Source organism: Stenotrophomonas sp. YJH_SMC_46 (genome assembly GCF_059370315.1).
This window is the reverse complement of sequence record NZ_JCAFTO010000006.1, coordinates 155,592-171,559: the sequence shown is the minus strand read 5'-3', so window position 1 is coordinate 171,559 and position 15,968 is coordinate 155,592. Positions and strand designations below refer to the sequence as shown.

General features: G+C 67.0%; 17 protein-coding genes and 1 pseudogene. 7 read left to right on the top strand and 11 right to left on the bottom strand.

From position 1 onward, the window contains the following. The first annotated feature begins 55 nt into the window (after nucleotides 1-55). Nucleotides 56-853: a carboxylesterase family protein gene (locus tag AC5P8C_RS18375; RefSeq protein ID WP_019659458.1), complete on the top strand. Its 798-nt coding sequence runs from the start codon at nucleotides 56-58 to the stop codon at nucleotides 851-853. 153 nt (nucleotides 854-1,006) lie between these two features. Here the strand turns inward: AC5P8C_RS18375 and AC5P8C_RS18370 are convergent, their stop codons facing one another. From AC5P8C_RS18370 to AC5P8C_RS18355, 4 genes are all read right to left on the bottom strand, one after another. Further along, on the bottom strand, nucleotides 1,007-1,498 hold the full coding sequence (locus AC5P8C_RS18370; RefSeq protein ID WP_019659459.1) for an REP-associated tyrosine transposase: 492 nt from the start codon (nucleotides 1,496-1,498) through the stop codon (nucleotides 1,007-1,009). A 246-nt stretch (nucleotides 1,499-1,744) separates the two neighbouring features. Next, nucleotides 1,745-2,695 carry an aspartate carbamoyltransferase catalytic subunit gene (locus AC5P8C_RS18365; RefSeq protein ID WP_019659460.1) on the bottom strand — a complete coding sequence of 317 codons (951 nt, stop codon included), beginning with the start codon at nucleotides 2,693-2,695 and terminating at the stop codon, nucleotides 1,745-1,747. Between the two features lie 16 nt (nucleotides 2,696-2,711). Continuing rightward, complete coding sequence (gene ruvX, locus AC5P8C_RS18360; RefSeq protein ID WP_005415547.1) at nucleotides 2,712-3,206, bottom strand: Holliday junction resolvase RuvX; 495 nt, start codon at nucleotides 3,204-3,206, stop codon at nucleotides 2,712-2,714. Beyond that, nucleotides 3,199-3,765: a YqgE/AlgH family protein gene (locus AC5P8C_RS18355; protein ID WP_019659461.1), complete on the bottom strand. Its 567-nt coding sequence runs from the start codon at nucleotides 3,763-3,765 to the stop codon at nucleotides 3,199-3,201. Before AC5P8C_RS18355 ends, ruvX begins: the two co-directional genes overlap by 8 nt. Before the next feature lie 91 nt (nucleotides 3,766-3,856). Between AC5P8C_RS18355 and AC5P8C_RS18350 the strand changes: the two genes are divergently transcribed. Together AC5P8C_RS18350 and AC5P8C_RS18345 are read left to right on the top strand one after the other, a co-directional pair. Beyond that, a complete protein-coding gene (locus tag AC5P8C_RS18350; RefSeq protein WP_019659462.1) occupies nucleotides 3,857-5,662 on the top strand; it encodes a DUF4153 domain-containing protein in 1,806 nt (601 codons plus the stop codon). Next, nucleotides 5,659-6,204: a DNA-3-methyladenine glycosylase I gene (locus tag AC5P8C_RS18345; protein WP_019659463.1), complete on the top strand. Its 546-nt coding sequence runs from the start codon at nucleotides 5,659-5,661 to the stop codon at nucleotides 6,202-6,204. The genes AC5P8C_RS18350 and AC5P8C_RS18345 overlap by 4 nt, the downstream gene beginning before the upstream one ends. Before the next feature lie 85 nt (nucleotides 6,205-6,289). Here the strand turns inward: AC5P8C_RS18345 and AC5P8C_RS18340 are convergent, their stop codons facing one another. Together AC5P8C_RS18340 and AC5P8C_RS18335 are read right to left on the bottom strand one after the other, a co-directional pair. After that, nucleotides 6,290-6,997, bottom strand: coding sequence for a YitT family protein (locus AC5P8C_RS18340; RefSeq protein ID WP_026346963.1), 708 nt, complete (start codon nucleotides 6,995-6,997; stop codon nucleotides 6,290-6,292). A 110-nt stretch (nucleotides 6,998-7,107) separates the two neighbouring features. Next, on the bottom strand, nucleotides 7,108-7,320 hold the full coding sequence (locus AC5P8C_RS18335; protein WP_346470100.1) for a DUF4287 domain-containing protein: 213 nt from the start codon (nucleotides 7,318-7,320) through the stop codon (nucleotides 7,108-7,110). Nucleotides 7,321-7,804: 484 nt separating this feature from the next. Here AC5P8C_RS18335 and AC5P8C_RS18330 point away from each other — a divergent pair, with 484 nt between their 5' ends. Beyond that, nucleotides 7,805-8,704: a LysR family transcriptional regulator gene (locus AC5P8C_RS18330; protein ID WP_495219199.1), complete on the top strand. Its 900-nt coding sequence runs from the start codon at nucleotides 7,805-7,807 to the stop codon at nucleotides 8,702-8,704. Between the two features lie 75 nt (nucleotides 8,705-8,779). Here the strand turns inward: AC5P8C_RS18330 and AC5P8C_RS18325 are convergent, their stop codons facing one another. The 3 genes from AC5P8C_RS18325 to AC5P8C_RS18315 form a co-directional block, all read right to left on the bottom strand. Continuing rightward, the gene (locus AC5P8C_RS18325; protein ID WP_495219198.1) at nucleotides 8,780-9,763 is read right to left on the bottom strand and encodes an aldo/keto reductase; all 984 of its coding nucleotides are present in this window, start codon (nucleotides 9,761-9,763) and stop codon (nucleotides 8,780-8,782) included. Between the two features lie 149 nt (nucleotides 9,764-9,912). Next, entirely contained in the window at nucleotides 9,913-11,055 is a 1,143-nt protein-coding gene (locus AC5P8C_RS18320) for a PilT/PilU family type 4a pilus ATPase (protein WP_006422552.1), read from the bottom strand. 99 nt (nucleotides 11,056-11,154) lie between these two features. Continuing rightward, on the bottom strand, nucleotides 11,155-12,192 hold the full coding sequence (locus tag AC5P8C_RS18315) for a type IV pilus twitching motility protein PilT (RefSeq protein ID WP_006422551.1): 1,038 nt from the start codon (nucleotides 12,190-12,192) through the stop codon (nucleotides 11,155-11,157). An 87-nt stretch (nucleotides 12,193-12,279) separates the two neighbouring features. On the opposite strand from AC5P8C_RS18315, the gene AC5P8C_RS18310 reads away from it, so the two are divergent. After that, nucleotides 12,280-12,957 carry a YggS family pyridoxal phosphate-dependent enzyme gene (locus AC5P8C_RS18310; RefSeq protein WP_019659469.1) on the top strand — a complete coding sequence of 226 codons (678 nt, stop codon included), beginning with the start codon at nucleotides 12,280-12,282 and terminating at the stop codon, nucleotides 12,955-12,957. Nucleotides 12,958-12,975: 18 nt separating this feature from the next. Further along, on the top strand, nucleotides 12,976-13,797 hold the full coding sequence (gene proC, locus AC5P8C_RS18305; protein ID WP_019659470.1) for a pyrroline-5-carboxylate reductase: 822 nt from the start codon (nucleotides 12,976-12,978) through the stop codon (nucleotides 13,795-13,797). Between the two features lie 59 nt (nucleotides 13,798-13,856). Here proC and AC5P8C_RS18300 read toward each other — a convergent pair whose 3' ends face one another. Then, nucleotides 13,857-14,732: a LysR family transcriptional regulator gene (locus AC5P8C_RS18300; protein WP_019659471.1), complete on the bottom strand. Its 876-nt coding sequence runs from the start codon at nucleotides 14,730-14,732 to the stop codon at nucleotides 13,857-13,859. 71 nt (nucleotides 14,733-14,803) lie between these two features. On the opposite strand from AC5P8C_RS18300, the pseudogene AC5P8C_RS18295 reads away from it, so the two are divergent. Then, nucleotides 14,804-15,433, top strand: a pseudogene (locus tag AC5P8C_RS18295) (short chain dehydrogenase); the annotation flags it as partial. 78 nt (nucleotides 15,434-15,511) lie between these two features. Here AC5P8C_RS18295 and soxR read toward each other — a convergent pair. Further along, on the bottom strand, nucleotides 15,512-15,946 hold the full coding sequence (soxR, locus tag AC5P8C_RS18290) for a redox-sensitive transcriptional activator SoxR (RefSeq protein WP_005415534.1): 435 nt from the start codon (nucleotides 15,944-15,946) through the stop codon (nucleotides 15,512-15,514). Between the last annotated feature and the right edge of the window lie 22 nt (nucleotides 15,947-15,968).

Here is a 15,968-nt window from a genome sequence, read left to right as displayed (position 1 = left end):
CGCGCTGGCGACAGCGGACTACGATGCAGGCGATCTCGCCACTTCGGGAAACCCCATGGTCCGTTTGCTGTCGCGCTGGCTGCCACTGCTGGCCCTTCTGTTGATGAGCGGCTGCACGTCGCTGCCGGATGGCGCGCGGGGTCGCTTCGAAGCCCGCGCCGTGAAGGTGGATGGCGAGACGGCCTACTACCAGGTATTCATTCCGGCCGCATCGGCGCGTACACCGGGCTCACTGCCGGTCGTGCTGTTCCTGCACGGTTCGGGCGAGCGCGGCGCCGATGGCGTGAAGCAGACCCACGCGGGGCTGGGACCGTACCTGCGCGAGCAGGCCGCCGATTTCCCTGCGTTGGCCGTATTTCCGCAGGCGCCGGGACGCGGGGAATGGAGCGGGCGCAACAACCGTGTGGCCCTGGCCGCGCTGGATGCAGCGATCGCCGAGTTCGGTGCCGATCCGGCGCGGCAATACCTGACCGGCATGTCGATGGGTGGCTACGGCAGCTGGAATATCGCCTTGGACAACCCGCACCGATTTGCTGCGATCGTGCCGGTGTGCGGCGCGGTGCTGGCCCCGCGCGCGGTACGTCCGACCCTGTTCGTCGAACAGGTGGCCGGTGAAACCGACCCGTATGCGGCCATTGCCCAGCGCCTGCGGCAGACGCCGATCTGGATCTTCCATGGCGCGCTGGATGACGTGGTGCCGCCGAATGACGACCGCCGGCTGCACGCCGCATTCCAGAACGCCAACGCGCGTGACGTGCGCTACACCGAATACCCGGAAGGCAACCACAATGCCTGGGACGCCACCTACGCCGACCCGGCGATGTGGGAATGGATGTTCGCGCAGAAGCGCTGAGCCATAGCTTCTGCTGGGAAACATCTGTGGGTGGATGCCAACCGTTGGTCGGCTTGGGTATTGGTGGATGCCAACCGTTGGTCGGCTTGGGTATTGGTGGGTGCCGACCGTTGGTCGGCTTGGGTATTGGTGGGTGCCGACCGTTGGTCGGCACTATCTCTCCGCTTCGGGGTAATCCATTGCTTGGTACCTCCCATCGATCTCCCATCGGCACCAGGCATACGGATACTCTCCCACGCAGCTCGCCAAGTTCGCCCTGACCGGGTTGGCGACGATGTACATCGCATGGCGAAACAGTGATTCTTCAGAACGCATGGCGTGATCGTGATAGCTCGATTGCCAAAATGGTCCTGTCTTACCCAGCATGCGGTTGATCCGCAATGCACTGCTCGATTTGAAGCGTTGCATGATGTAGTCCAGCGAGAACGCACGGATCTCCACAAGCCAATGGATGTGGTCCGGCATGACCACATAGGCAAGTGAGTGCGTCAGGCCATCATCATCAATGCGACGGAACACATCCATCACCTCCTGTGCCGCAGTGGCATCATCGAAGTAGCGTCGACGTTCCTGGGTGACGGTGGTCAGGATGTAGGATTGCCCGATCCGGGAATGACGGCCAAGGCGTAGGCGTGCGCGGTTCATGGGCCCAAGCGTGCGCCTGCCGGTATCCCTCTTCTATCGGGCAACCACGTCAGTACAGGTAGGCCCGGAACCATTCAATGGCCAGGCCCGCACTTCACCGCACTGATGGTTCGGTGCCGACCAACGGTCGGCACCCACCGGATCGGCTGAGAACAGATCAGCCGTGCCGACCAACGGTCGGCACCCACCGGGTCGGATGAGGACAGATCAGCCGTGCCGACCAACGGTCGGCACCCACCAAAGTGGTCAGCCCAGCAAGGTTTCCAGCACGGCCATGCGCACCGCGACGCCGTTGGCGACCTGGCGCAGCACCCACGACTGCGGGCCGTCGGCCACGTCATCGGTGATTTCCACGCCACGGTTGATCGGGCCCGGATGCAGCACCGCAGCGTCCTTGCCGGCACGGGCCAGGCGTTCGTTGGTCAGGCCGTACTGGGCGTGGTACTGCTCCAGCGACGGCACCAGGCCTTCTTCCATGCGCTCGCGCTGCAGGCGCAGCATCATCAGCGCGTCGGCGCCTTCCAGCATCGCATCGAAATCATCGCCGACCACGCAGCCCTTCAGGGTCTCGTCGTCCGGCAGCAGTGACTGCGGGCCGCACACGCGGATCTCGCCCACCCCCAGCGTGCGCAGCGCATGCAGGTCGGTGCGCGCCACGCGCGAGTGCTTCACGTCGCCGACGATCACCACCTTCAGCTTCGAGAAATCCGGGCCCTTGGCCTGGCGCAGGGTCAGCATGTCCAGCAGGCCCTGGGTCGGGTGCGCACTGCGGCCGTCGCCGGCGTTGATCAGTGCGGTGCCCTCGCCCGCCGCCTCGGCCAGCGCGGCCACGGCGCCGTCATCGGGGTGACGCACCACGAAGCCGCGCACGCCCATTGCTTCCAGGTTGCGCAACGTGTCGCAGGCCGTTTCGCCCTTGCGCGTGGACGAGGTCGACGCGTCGAAGTTCAGCACATCGGCGCCCAGGCGCTGCGCGGCCAGCTGGAACGAGCTGCGGGTGCGCGTGGACGGTTCGAAGAACAGCGTGCATACCGCAGAACCGGCCAGCACGTGGCGCTTGTTGCCGACACGGCCGACTGCGGCGTCACGGATCTGCCCTGCCCGGTCCAGCAACTGCAGCAGTGTTTCGCGCGGCAGGCCCTCCAGGGTCAGCAGGTGGCGCAGGCGTCCGGAGGCATCGATTTGCTGGGCAGTCATGGCGGGAGTCGTGCAGTCAGGGAATGGGGGTGGCGTCGTCGGGGGAGGACAGCCAGCGGTCGATGATCACCGCCGCGGCCACAGCATCGAGGGCGGCCGCATCGCGGCGGCGCTTGCGTCCTTCGGCGCGCTCGACGGCGAAGCGGCGTGCGGCCTCGACCGAGCTGGAACGCTCGTCGATCATCACCACGGGCAGCTTGAAACGTTCCCGCAGCTGGCGGGCGAAGCCCTGCGCGCGCTTGCGGTTGGGCTGGTCCTGGCCGTCCAGCGTAAGCGGATCGCCGACCACCAGGCCGTCGGGCTTCCATTCCTTGAGCAGGCGCTCGATCGCGGTCCAGTCCGGGCCGTTGCCGTGCACATCGACCACGGCCACCGCGCGCGCATGGGCGGCGAAAGCACTGCCGATGGCCACGCCGATGCGTCGCGAGCCGACATCGAAACCCAGAACGGTGCCGTCACGGCGGATCGCCGGGGCAGCAGGAACCGGTGCGGGCGCGGCCGGCTCAGACATGGCCGCTGTAGTCGGTCAGCCGGAACAGATCCACGCCGATGCGCGCAGCCGCGCCCTGCCAGCGCTGCTCCAGCGGCAGCTGGAAAACCAGCTCGGCATCGGCCGGCACGGTCAGCCAGCTGTTCTCGGACAGCTCGGTTTCCAGCTGCCCCGCACCCCAACCGGCACAGCCAAGGGTGACCACGGCATTGGCCGGGCCTTCGCCGCGCGCCATCGCTTCGAGGATGTCGCGCGAGGTGGTCAGGTACAGGCCGTCGCCCACGGTCAGGCTGGAATCCCACGCCCGCGCGTCGTCATGGATGACGAAGCCGCGTTCGGGATGCACCGGGCCACCGTTGAGCACCATGCGCGCCTGCAGCTCGCCATCGCCGGTGGCGATGTCCATCTGCGCGAGCACTTCGCCCAGGGTGTACTCGGACGGCTGGTTGACCAGCACCCCCATCGCCCCGTTCTCGTCGTGCTGGCAGATCAGCGCGACGCTGCGGGCAAAGGTCGCGTCGAGCAGCGACGGCAGCGCGACGAGCAGGTGATCGGCAAGGGAGGTCGGCATTACAGGCATGGGTCCATTCTACCTGCTGGGGGCGGGATGGTCGCGCGATGGCGCCGAACCGCGATGGGCTAGGATGGTGCTTTGCCATGGAAGGTCATCGATGCAGTCTTCATCGCCCCTGACCCTGCCGGCACGCAGCGCCATCGTCCTGATCGCCCTGCTGCAGGGTCTGATGCTGTATGCCGCGCAGGAATTGTCCGATGCGTGGCCGTTCCGCGATATCGGCTGGCGCTACTGCTGGTACGCCTGGGTGCTGGCCATTCCCAGCGCGGTGGCGCTGAGCCTGGTCGAGCTGGGCCAACGCCGCCTGTGGCTGCAGGCGGCGCTCGGCTCGGTGGTGGTGCTGGCACTGGCCGCCTGGATCGGCTGGAACCTCAATGGCGAGGCCGCACTGGAATCGGGCGCGTTGCAGCTTCCGTTGACCCTGGGAATGGTGGTGGCGGTGTTCGTGGCCCTGCCATGGTGGCAGTTCCAGCTGCAGCACGGTCAGTGGCGCGCCAGCTACCCCGAGCTGTTCGAGCGCGCCTGGCAGAACGGCTTGACCCTGGCCCTGGCGGCGCTGTTCACCGGGCTGACCTGGCTGCTGCTGTGGCTGTGGGCGGCGCTGTTCCAGCTGCTGGAGGTCACCTTCTTCCGCGATCTGTTCCGCCAGGATGCTTTCATCGCACTGGCCACCGGCAGCCTGGCCGGGTTTGGCGTGCTGATCGGGCGCACCCAGCATCGGGCGATCCAGATCACCCGCCAGGTGCTGTTCGCGATCTGCCGCGGCCTGCTGCCACTGCTCTCGTTCATCGCCGTGTTGTTCGTGCTGAGCCTGCCGCTTGCCGGGCTGGAACCACTGTGGAAGACCCGTTCGGCCGCCAGCCTGCTGGTGGTGGTGTCACTGCTGCTGGTGACGTTCACCAATGCGGTCTACCAGCAGGGGGAAGACTCCCCGCCGTACCCTCTCGTGCTGCGCCGTCTGGTCGAGGCCAGCCTGCTGGCGCTGCCGGTCTACGCCGCGCTGGCGCTGTATGCGCTGGGCCTGCGCGTGGTGCAGTACGGCTGGACCGTGGACCGGTTCTGGGCACTGCTGATCGCGCTGGCCGTGGCCGGCTATGCCCTGGGCTATGCGCTGGCGGTACTGCGTCGCCAGGGCCGCTGGCTGCAGGCGCTGGAACCGGTCAACCGCTGGATGTGCTGGGTGGTGCTCGCACTGGCCCTGCTGGGCAACTCGCCCCTGCTGGACCCGGTGCGGCTGACCCTGTCCAGCCAGCTGGAGCGCCTGCGCGCGGACCCGCCGGCGATCACCAGCAGTGACGTCAACGTGCTGCGCTTCGATCTTGGCCGCCGTGGCGTGCAGGCGCTGCGCGAGTTGCAGCGTGATCCGGCCATCATCGCCGATGCCAACGCGCCACAGGTGGTCGCGGCAGCACTGGCGCGTACCTCCCGCTGGGACGACGGCCACCGCCTCGACAAGGGGCCGCAGGACGTCGCCGCCCTGCGGCGCGCGCTGAAGCTGGCCGCCGGATCCAGCTCGCCACCGGACGACTGGTGGAAAGCTCTGGCCACCCGATCGATCAATGGCGAATCCTGCGCACAGAGCGAGCGCGACTGCCTGGTCGTGCATCGCGACCTGGACAGTGATGGTACCGGCGAAGTGCTGCTGTGCGAGCTGTACACCCACCGTGGACCGGACTGCGTGCTGTACGCACGTGGCAGCGATTCCCAGTGGCGCCGGGCCGGTGCGCTGTTCGGCACCGTCAGCGGCCCGGCCGAGGCGATCAACCAGGCCCTGCGTAACGGCAAACTCACGCTCGTGCCACCGCGCTGGCCGATGCTGTCCATCGGCGGGCACCCTGCAGTGGCCATCGATCCCGAACCCGAATCCGAATCCGAATCCGAATCCAACGAGCCTTCCCCATGAGCGGTTACTGCCTGATTGCCCCCGGCCATCCGGTGCACGACTACTACCACGCCAACGAGTACGGCTTCCCGCAGCGGGACGAGCGTGAACTGTTCGAGCGATTGGTACTGGAAATCAACCAGGCCGGTTTGAGCTGGGAAACGATCCTGAAGAAGCGCGAGGGCTTCCGCGCAGCCTATGACGGCTTCGATGTGGACCGCGTGGCGGCCTACGCCGAGCAGGACATCGCGCGCCTGCTGTCGGACGCGGGCATCATCCGCAACCGGCTGAAGGTGCTGGCGGCGATCCACAACGCGCAGGTGATCCAGCAGCTGCGGGCCAGCCATGGCAGCTTCGCGGCGTGGCTGGATGCACACCACCCGCGCAGCAAGGCCGACTGGGTGAAGCTGTTCAAGAAGACGTTCCGCTTCACCGGCGGCGAGATCACCGGCGAATTCCTGATGAGCCTGGGCTACCTGCCCGGTGCGCACGCCGAGGATTGCCCGGTGCACGCGCGGCTGTTGACGCTGTCGCCGCCGTGGCTGCAGGCCACCGTACGTTGAAGGACGGCCGCCGGACATGGCCCGGCGCTACCGGAACCGCCACGTAGTAGCGCCGGGCCATGCCCGGCGAACGCGGAGAGCGCGATCACACGCCCATGTAGCGGCCGGGGCGGTGGTTGAACATCAGCACCAGGCTGAGCACCACCGCGCCGATGGCCGAGTACAGCACCTTGGAAGGCGACAGCACGAAGAACGCGGCCGCCATCAGGCAGGCGTCGTAGGACATCTGCACCTTGCCCGCGCTCCAGCCACGGGTGCGCTGCAGGTACACCGCCAGGATGCCGATGCCGCCGAGGCTGGCACGATGGCGGATGAAGAACAGGATGCCCAGGCCGGACAACGCGCCACCGACGATCGCCGAATACAGCGGGTGGATGTGCGAGAAGTCGATCCAGCGCGGCAGCAGGTCGGTCAACACGCCACAGGCGGTGACCGCAGCGAAGGTCTTCAGGGTGAATTCCCAACCCATGCGCCGCAGCGCCACCCAGTAGAACGGCAGGTTGACCAGCACGAACACCAGGCCGAAGTTCCAGCCCATCGCGTAGTGCAGCAGGAACGCCATGCCCGCCATGCCGCCGATCATCAGCCCGCCCTTGGCGAAGATGGCCAGGCCCAGCGAGGCCACCATCGTGGCCAGCACCATGCCCTGCACGTCCTCGGCGATCGAGTGGCGCAGCGCTTTGTCGTCGGCGGTGGTGCCGGCGCTGTCGGGCGGCGGGGTCAGCGGACCGGCGGTGACCAGGTGGCCGTCAGCGTCGTCGCACGGCGCGGGGCCATGGGAAGGAAGGGACATGCGGGTGGGGAACAGCGGGTGGGGAGCGGTATTAGACACGAACTGCATGACAGTTGCAGATGAAATCGTTCAGCTGAATGCGCCCCGCCCTGCCCCGGGCCCGCCGCTGCTCAGCCCTTGCCGGCCAGATGGTGCGCCACCAGCGCGTTGGCATGGCCATGGCCCAGCCCATGCTCACTTTTCAGGAAGCTGACCAGTTCCATTTGTTTCAGGCCCTTCTTCCCTGCCAGCAGCCCGAGCCAGTGGGCGACCGGCTGCCCATAGGTCTTCTCGATGGAGGGGAAGTACGAGGCCGGGCCTTTCGGCTTGGTGTCAGTGCTCATCTGCAGCTCCTGTTGAAGTCATTCATTCGACGAACCACAGTCCCTGAAATCGACATCCCCTCACGTCCGACCCAGTGCCGACCAACGGTCGGCACCCACCAAAGCAGAATGCCGTTCCAACAGCTCGCGGGAAATTGTTGAAGGCGGGGTGGCTCAGGTTGCGGGGGCGTGAGCGCCATGGGCCCGAGGCATGCCTCGGACGGGTTGGGCAGGACGCCCAACCCCGGTCTTGCCGTGTGCGCAGGACAGCGCACACGAGCAAGCGCGACCGAGGCTACATGGGTGAGGGCGCTTTGCTTGCGAAGCACTGCTTCGCAAGCGCCCGAACGCACAGCCGCCAGCGGCTGGGCCGGGCCCCGGAGGGGGACTTGCGCCGTCCCCCGCAACCTGAGCCACCCCGCCTCCCACGGGAAGCCAGCTTTTGACGTTGCCGTTGACGTTGATTCGGCAGCTGCCGGGCGCAGCCCGGCCGTATCATCCCCTCATGCCCCGCGAAAACCTCAACGACCTGCAGGCCTTCGTCCACGTTGCCCGCGAGGGCAGCTTCACCAAGGCCGCCGCCCAGCTGGGCGTGTCCCAGTCCGCGCTCAGCCATGCCATGCGCGGACTGGAGCAGCGCCTGGGCGTGCGCCTGCTGACCCGCACCACCCGCAGCGTGTCCACCACCGAAGCCGGCGCCCGCCTGCTGGAAACGCTGGCCCCGCGCCTGGCCGAGATCGAGGATGGGCTGGCCGCGCTGGCCGAGTACCGTGAACGCCCGGCCGGCACCATCCGCATCAATGCCACCGGCCACGCCGCCGAGTACATCGCCTGGCCCAGGCTGGCGCCGCTGCTGCAGCAGTATCCGGATTTGAAGGTGGAACTGGCGGCCGACTACGGGTTGGCCGACATCGTGGCCGAGCGCTACGACATCGGCATCCGCCTGGGCGAGCGGCTGGCGCGCGACATGATCGCCGTACCGATCAGCCCGCCGCTGCGCATGCGCGTGGTCGGGGCGCCCAGCTACTTCCGCCAGCACCTGGTGCCGCGGCACCCGGACGACCTGGCCGGGCACAACTGCGTCACCCTGCGCCTGCCCACGCATGGCGGGCTGATGCCGTGGGATTTCGGCCAGGACGGCAATGAACTGAGCGTGCGTGTGAGCGGCCAGTGGATCTTCAACAGCATGGGCATGACCCGCGCCGCCGCGCTGGCAGGCAGCGGGTTGGCCTGGCTGCCGGAGGACCAGGTACAGCCGATGCTGGACGATGGCCGCCTGCTTTCGGTGCTGGACGACTGGTGCCCGCACTTCGATGGCTATTACGCGTACTACCCCTCGCGCCGCCACGTGACCGTGGCGATGCGGACGGTGCTTGATGCGCTGCGCGGGCCGATGGGACGTTGAGGAGTGCGGACCAACGGTCCGCACCCACCACCAACGGTCCGCACCCACCACCAACGTTCCGCACCCAGCTGTTGATCAGCCCTTGGCCTGGGCGGCGCGCTGCGCGTTGTAGCGCTCGCCGACGATCGACACTTCGTCCAGCGCCTGTGCGATGCGTTGCAGCTCCTCCGGTGCCAGCTGCAGGTCGGCCGCGCCCAGGTTTTCCTCCAGGCGATGGACCTTGGTGGTGCCTGGGATCGGCACGATCCACGGCGCCTGTGCCAGCAGCCAGGCCAGCGCCACCTGCGCCGGGGTCGCACCCCGCGCCGCCGCGATCGTGCTGATGCGATCCACCAGCGCCTGGTTGGCGCGACGCGCTTCCACTTCGAAACGCGGCACGCTGTTGCGGAAATCGTTGGCGTCGAAGGTGGTGTCGGCGTTGATCGCACCGGTCAGGAAGCCGCGGCCCAGCGGGCTGAACGGCACGAAGCCGATGCCCAGCTCCTGCAGCGTCGGCAGCAGTTCACGCTCCGGTTCGCGCCACCACAGCGAGTACTCGCTCTGCACCGCAGCCACCGGCTGCACCGCATGCGCGCGACGCACGGTGGCAGCACTGGCCTCGGACAGGCCGAAGTGGCCGACCTTGCCCTCGGCGATCAGGTCGCGCACGGTGCCGGCCACATCCTCGATCGGCACGTTCGGGTCGACGCGGTGCTGGTAGAACAGATCGATATGGTCGGTACGCAGGCGCTTGAGGCTGGCTTCAGCCACGGCGCGGATGTTCTCCGGGCGGCTGTCCAGGCCGGCATCGGTGCGCGCGTCCCTGAAACCAAACTTCGTGGCGATCACCAGCCTGTCGCGGTAGGGCGCCAAGGCCTGGCCGAACAGGTCTTCGTTGGTGTACGGGCCGTACACTTCGGCGGTATCGAAGAAGGTCACGCCGCGCTCGACGGCAGCGTGCAGCAGGGCGATGCCCTGGCTCGGTTCGACCGGCTGGCCGTAGGCATGGGTCAGGCCCATGCAACCCAGGCCCAGGGCGGAAACCTTCAGGCCGCTGCGGCCGAGTTCACGTGTCTGCATCGTCGTGCTCCAGAGAGGGGAGCGCTGACGATACGCCTGCATTGGCGATGGATTGAACCGGCTGGACGGCAGTCGGTCATGACCGGAATTCATCAATCGCCCGCGCGCCCGGTAGAGTCGACTGTCAGTCGACTCTACACATCGCCAGGTCACCGGATCTCGGAGATCTCCACGCCATCCAGCCCCTGCGACAGGGTGCGCGCGTCGCCGCCCTGGCTGAGCTTGATGCGCAGGCGTACCTCGTTCTGCGAATCGGCGTAGCGCAGTGCGTCCTCGTAGCTGATCTCACCGGCCTGGTACAGCTCGAACAGGCTCTGGTCGAAGGTCTTCATGCCCAGCTGGACCGAGTCCTTCATCACTTCCTTCAGCTTGTGGATCTCGCCATCGCGGATGTAGTCCTGCACCAGCGGCGTGCCCAGCAGGATCTCCATCGCCACCTTGCGCGAGCGGCCATCGGGCGAAGGAATCAGCTGCTGCGCAACCACGCCCTTCAGATTCAGCGACAGGTCCATCAGCAGCTGGTTGCGGCGGTCTTCCGGGAAGAAGTTGACGATGCGGTCCATCGCCTGGTTGGCGTTGTTGGCATGCAGGGTGCACAGCACCAGGTGGCCGGTTTCGGCGAACGCGATGGCATGGTCCATGCCTTCGCGGGTACGCACTTCGCCGATCATGATCACGTCCGGCGCCTGGCGCAGGGTGTTCTTCAGCGCCGCTTCCCAGCTGTCGGTATCGATGCCGACTTCACGCTGGGTGATGATGCAGCCCTCGTGCTTGTGCACGAATTCGATCGGGTCTTCGATGGTGATGATGTGGCCGGTCGAGTTCTGGTTGCGGTAACCGATCATCGCCGCCAGCGACGTTGACTTACCGGTGCCGGTGGCACCGACGAACAGGATGATGCCGCGCTTGGTCATCGCCAGCGTCTTGATGATCGGCGGCAGGCTCAACTCTTCCACGGTCGGAATGCGCGTCTCGATGCGACGCAGCACCATCCCCACCTGGTTGCGCTGGTAGAAGCAGCTCACGCGGAAACGACCGACACCGGACAGGCCGATGGCGAAGTTGCATTCATGCGTCTTCTCGAACTCCTCGCGCTGCGCAGGGGTCATCACGTTGAGGACCAGGTCGCGGCTCTGCTGCGGCGTGAGCGGGGTCTGCGTGATCGGCGAGATCTTGCCGTTGACCTTCATCGCCGGCGGCATGCCCGCAGTGATGAACAGGTCCGAGGCGCGCTGGTGCGCCATCAGCTTGAGGAACGAAGTGAAATCGATGGTGGTCGCGGTGGTGTTCACGGCAGGCTCCCGGAAAAGCGGTTTACCAGGTAACGGTCGGTGGAGGAAACAACACGGAGCGGCCGCGCCATTGCACGCGCCGCCCGTGGCTGCCCTGCCTTACTCGAACAGGCGCTTGTCCTTGGCGTAGTCGCGGGCCTGGTTGCGGGTGATCAGGCTGCGCTTGACCAGGTCCTGCAGGTGCTGGTCCAGGGTCATCATGCCGTACTGCTGGCCGGTCTGGATGGCCGAGTACATCTGCGCCACCTTGTCCTCGCGGATCAGGTTGCGGATGGCCGGCGTGCCGACCATGATTTCCCACGCTGCGGTGCGGCCACCGCCGACCTTCTTCAGCAGCGCCTGCGAGATCACCGCACGCAGCGACTCGGACAGCATCGAGCGCACCATCGGCTTTTCGCCGGCCGGGAACACGTCGATGATGCGGTCGATGGTCTTGGCCGCCGAGCTGGTGTGCAGGGTGCCGAACACCAGGTGGCCGGTTTCCGCGGCGGTCAGTGCCAGGCGGATGGTTTCCAGGTCGCGGAGTTCGCCGACCAGGATGATGTCCGGGTCCTCACGCAGTGCCGAGCGCAGTGCTTCGTTGAAGCCATGCGTGTCACGGTGCACTTCGCGCTGGTTGATCAGGCACTTCTGCGAGGTGTGCACGAATTCGATCGGATCCTCGACGGTGAGGATGTGGCCGTATTCGTTCTTGTTGATGTAGTCGATCATCGCCGCCAGCGTGGTCGACTTGCCCGAGCCGGTCGGGCCGGTCACCAGGATCAGGCCCTGCGGCTGCTGGATCACTTCACGGAACAGCGGCGGGCAGGCCAGGTCCTCGAGGGTGAGCACCTCGGACGGAATGGTACGGAACACCGCACCGGCGCCGCGGTTCTGGTTGAACGCGTTCACACGGAAGCGCGCCAGCGACGGGATCTCGAAGGAGAAGTCCACTTCGAGGAATTCCTCATAATCGCGGCGCTGCTTGTCGGACATGATGTCGTACACCAGCGCGTGGACCTGCTTGTGGTCCAGGGCCGGGATGTTGATCCGGCGAACATCGCCGTCCACGCGGATCATCGGCGGCAGGCCTGCAGACAGGTGCAGGTCGGACGCTTTGTTCTTTACGGAAAACGCCAGCAGTTCGGCGATATCCATGAGCGGCTACTCCCCAATAACGGCTTCGACTGGAAGGATCTTTCCCCGGGCGGCAGTATAGCCTCCTGATTCAATGGAACGCGTTACGTGGCCACTCCCCTGCCCCAGATCCTGAGCAACCTGCATGCCGCCGCCGAGGCGGCCGGCCGGCCCGATCCGCGCCTGCTGGCCGTGTCCAAGACCCAACCGGCCGAGGCCGTGACCGCGCTGGCCGCACAGGGCCAGCAGGCCTTCGGCGAAAACTATGTGCAGGAAGCGCTGGCAAAGATGCAGGCGCTGCAGCACCTGGCGCTGGAATGGCACCTGATCGGCCACCTGCAGTCGAACAAGGCCGATGCCGTGGCCACCCACTTCGACTGGGTGCAGAGCGTGGACCGGCCCAAGCTGGTAACGGCGCTGGCGCGCCATCGCCCGGCCGCACGCGGCCCGCTGAATGTGCTGATCCAGGTCAACATCGACGATGAATCCAGCAAGCACGGCTGTGCACCGGAAGACGTGGATGCATTGGCTGCGGCAATTGCCGCCGAGCCTGCCCTGCGCCTGCGCGGGCTGATGGCGATTCCCGCGCCATGGCCCGACGCCGAGCGTCGTCGGGATGCATTCGTGCGCATGCGCACACTTTTCCAGTCGCTGGCCGCCCAGCACGCGCAGGTCGACACGCTGTCGATGGGCATGAGCAGCGACTACGCCGAAGCCATCGCCGAGGGCGCCACCCTGGTGCGCATCGGCACCGCCCTGTTCGGCGCGCGCCCGCGCCCGGCCTGATTTTCAAAGGAGACGTCCATGGCAGCTGATTCCATCACCTTCATCGGCGGCGGCAACATGGCGCGCAGCCTGATCGCCGGCCTGATCCGCCAGGGCGTGCCGGCCGCGCATATCCATGTGGCCGAACCGGTTGCAGCGCTGCGCGAGTCGTTGGCTGCCGACTTCGGCGTGCAGGTGCACGACAACGCCACCGATGCCGCCGCACAGGGCAGCACCTGGCTGCTGGCGGTGAAGCCGCAGGTGCTGCGTGAGGTCTGCCAGTCGCTGCAGGCACTGGCCCAGGCACACCGGCCGCTGGTGGTGTCGATCGCTGCCGGCATCACCAGTGCGCAGCTGCAGCGTTGGCTGGGGGGCGACCTGGCAGTGGTGCGCGCGATGCCTAACACCCCTGCCCTGCTCGGCGCTGGCGTGACCGGCCTGTATGCCACGCCCTCGGTGGATCCGCAGCAACACGCGCAGGCCGAACAGGTGCTGGCCAGCGCCGGGCGCACGGTGTGGATCGAGAGCGAGGTACTGATGGATTCGGTGACTGCGGTCTCCGGCAGTGGACCGGCCTATGTCTTCCTGCTGGCCGAAGCGATGGAAGCGGCGGGTATTGCCCAGGGCCTGCCGGCCGACGCCGCGCGCACGCTGGTGGTGCAGACCCTGCTGGGTGCCTCGCGGATGCTGGCTGAAGCCGGCGAAAGCCCGGCCGAGCTTCGCCGCCGCGTGACCTCGCCGAACGGAACCACCCAGGCCGCGATCGAGAGCTTCCAGGCCGGTGGCTTCGAGGCGCTGGTGAACACGGCGCTGCGCGCCGCGCAGGTGCGCGGGCAGGAATTGTCTGCGGCGAATGATTGATCCCGATGTGTGCCGACCAACGGTCGGCACCTACCATCATCCACCCATGGCGTGGATGCTCATTGCCCCAACGTGGTCATGACGAAATCCACGAAGCACTGCAACCGCGGGCGTGGCCTGCGGTCGGGCAGGTAGATCAGGTGCATCGGCCGCGCCTCGGGCAGGTAGTCGCGCAGCAGCGGCTTCAGGCGCCCGGCAGCAATTTCGCCAGCCAGCAGCGCCGTCGGTTGCAGCACCAGACCCGCTCCTGCAACGGCAGCTTCGCGCAACGCGAAACCATCGTTGCAGGTCAGGCGCGCTTCCCAGTCCACCTGTTCACCGTTGGCCAGCTGCCAGCCGTGGCCACCGCGCCAGGCCAGATGGCTCAGGCAGTCATGCCCTGCCAGATCGGCGGGCGTACGCGGCGTGCCGCGCCTGCGCAGGTACGACGGTGACGCACACAGGCTCATCGCATACGGCGGCAGCGGCCGCGCCACCAGTTCCTGCGATGGCAGCGGCCCGACCCGGATCGCCACATCGAAACCATCCTCGATCAGATCCACGCGGCGGTTGCTCAGGTCCAGCTCGATATTCAACTGCGGCTGTGCGCGCAGCAGGCCGGCCAGCTGCGGCGCCAGCACGCAGCTGCCCCAGGTGGTCGGCGCACTGACCCGCAGCAGGCCACGTGGCTGTACCTGCAGACCGGCCACATCGGCCTCGGCCTGCTGCACCTGCTCCAGCACCTGCCGGCATCCGGCCAGATAGGCGCTGCCGGCTTCGGTCAGGCGCTGGCGGCGGGTGTTCCGTTGCAGCAGCGCGGTGCCCAGATGCGCCTCCAGCTGCTGGATGTACTTGCCCACCATCACCGCCGACACCTGCAGCTGTTCGGCGGCCCCGGCAAAGCTGCCGCGCTCGGCCACGGCGACGAAGGCCTGCATGCAGCGAAGGGTATCCATTGCTAATCCAAAGTTAGGAATCTGCAAATCATACGCCGCTTACCTAACCCCAATGTGACGGCGCAGACTGCGCTCACACCCTCACGCAAGGAACCGCCATGAAGATCCTCCTCGTCGGTGCCAGCGGCACCCTCGGCCAGGCAGTCGCCCGCCAGCTCGGCCAACAGCATCAGATTCTCGCCGCCGGCCGCAGCAGCGGCGAATTGCGCGTGGACCTGACCGATGACGCCAGCGTCGCCGAACTGTTCTCGCGTACCGGTGCAGTCGATGCGGTGATCTCCACCGCCGGCTCGGTGCATTTCGGACCGCTGCAGGAGATGACGCCCGAGCAGTTCACTATCGGCCTGCAGGACAAGCTGCTGGGACAGGTGCGGCTGGCACTGGCCGCGCAGCACCACCTCAATGCCGGTGGCTCGATCACCCTGACCAGCGGCATCATCAGCGCGCAGCCGATCCGCGACGGCGTCAACGCCACCGCAGTGAATGCCGCACTGGAAGGCTTCGTGCGCGCCGCCGCACTGGAGCTGCTGCCGCGCGGCCTGCGCATCAACGTGGTCAGCCCGAACGTACTGATCGAATCGATGGCCGCCTACGGCCCCTACTTCCCGGGCTTCGAAGCGGTAAGCGCACAGCGCGCGGCACTGGCCTTCCAGCGCGCGGTGGAAGGCATCCAGAGCGGCGAAACCATCACGGTCTGGTAAGAAAAAGGGGACGGAGGGGATCAAGTCGTTTTCGTCCGCCGGGCATGGCCCGGCGCTACCGGGAGCGCGTCCCCTTTTTCATTCCCAGCGCATCGGGCCATCGCCGCGTTCGCCGAGGACGTCGCCGGGATTGGCCAGGCGGCAATGCTGCAGTGACAGGCAGCCACAGCCGATGCAGCCGGTCAGTTCATCGCGCAGCAGCTGCAGCATGTGGATGCGCTCTTCCAGCTCGGTGCGCCAGCGCGCGGACAGCTTGGCCCAGTCAGCCTTGGTCGGTGCACGGCCTTCAGGCAGGCTCTCGAAGGCGCGGCCGACCGCTTCCAGTGGCATGCCCACCCGCTGCGCAACGCGGATCACCGCCAGCCGGCGCAGCACGTCGCGGCTGTAACGGCGTTGGTTGCCCGAGGTGCGCAGGCTGCTGATCAGCCCCTTGCGCTCGTAGAAATGCAGTGCGGAAACGGCCACGCCACTGCGCTGGGAGACCTCGCCAACGCTGAGTTCCTGGGATGCCATTGCTTGACCTCAACTATAGTTG

What these genes read in the sequence shown, in the direction of transcription:
- AC5P8C_RS18375 (WP_019659458.1), top strand. Translation starts at nt 56, where the DNA reads ATGGTCCGTTTGCTGTCGCGCTGGCTGCCACTGCTGGCCCTTCTGTTG.
- AC5P8C_RS18370 (WP_019659459.1), bottom strand. Translation starts at nt 1,498, where the DNA reads ATGAACCGCGCACGCCTACGCCTTGGCCGTCATTCCCGGATCGGGCAA.
- AC5P8C_RS18365 (WP_019659460.1), bottom strand. Translation starts at nt 2,695, where the DNA reads ATGACTGCCCAGCAAATCGATGCCTCCGGACGCCTGCGCCACCTGCTG.
- ruvX (WP_005415547.1), bottom strand. Translation starts at nt 3,206, where the DNA reads ATGTCTGAGCCGGCCGCGCCCGCACCGGTTCCTGCTGCCCCGGCGATC.
- AC5P8C_RS18355 (WP_019659461.1), bottom strand. Translation starts at nt 3,765, where the DNA reads ATGCCTGTAATGCCGACCTCCCTTGCCGATCACCTGCTCGTCGCGCTG.
- AC5P8C_RS18350 (WP_019659462.1), top strand. Translation starts at nt 3,857, where the DNA reads ATGCAGTCTTCATCGCCCCTGACCCTGCCGGCACGCAGCGCCATCGTC.
- AC5P8C_RS18345 (WP_019659463.1), top strand. Translation starts at nt 5,659, where the DNA reads ATGAGCGGTTACTGCCTGATTGCCCCCGGCCATCCGGTGCACGACTAC.
- AC5P8C_RS18340 (WP_026346963.1), bottom strand. Translation starts at nt 6,997, where the DNA reads ATGTCCCTTCCTTCCCATGGCCCCGCGCCGTGCGACGACGCTGACGGC.
- AC5P8C_RS18335 (WP_346470100.1), bottom strand. Translation starts at nt 7,320, where the DNA reads ATGAGCACTGACACCAAGCCGAAAGGCCCGGCCTCGTACTTCCCCTCC.
- AC5P8C_RS18330 (WP_495219199.1), top strand. Translation starts at nt 7,805, where the DNA reads ATGCCCCGCGAAAACCTCAACGACCTGCAGGCCTTCGTCCACGTTGCC.
- AC5P8C_RS18325 (WP_495219198.1), bottom strand. Translation starts at nt 9,763, where the DNA reads ATGCAGACACGTGAACTCGGCCGCAGCGGCCTGAAGGTTTCCGCCCTG.
- AC5P8C_RS18315 (WP_006422551.1), bottom strand. Translation starts at nt 12,192, where the DNA reads ATGGATATCGCCGAACTGCTGGCGTTTTCCGTAAAGAACAAAGCGTCC.
- proC (WP_019659470.1), top strand. Translation starts at nt 12,976, where the DNA reads ATGGCAGCTGATTCCATCACCTTCATCGGCGGCGGCAACATGGCGCGC.
- AC5P8C_RS18300 (WP_019659471.1), bottom strand. Translation starts at nt 14,732, where the DNA reads ATGGATACCCTTCGCTGCATGCAGGCCTTCGTCGCCGTGGCCGAGCGC.
- soxR (WP_005415534.1), bottom strand. Translation starts at nt 15,946, where the DNA reads ATGGCATCCCAGGAACTCAGCGTTGGCGAGGTCTCCCAGCGCAGTGGC.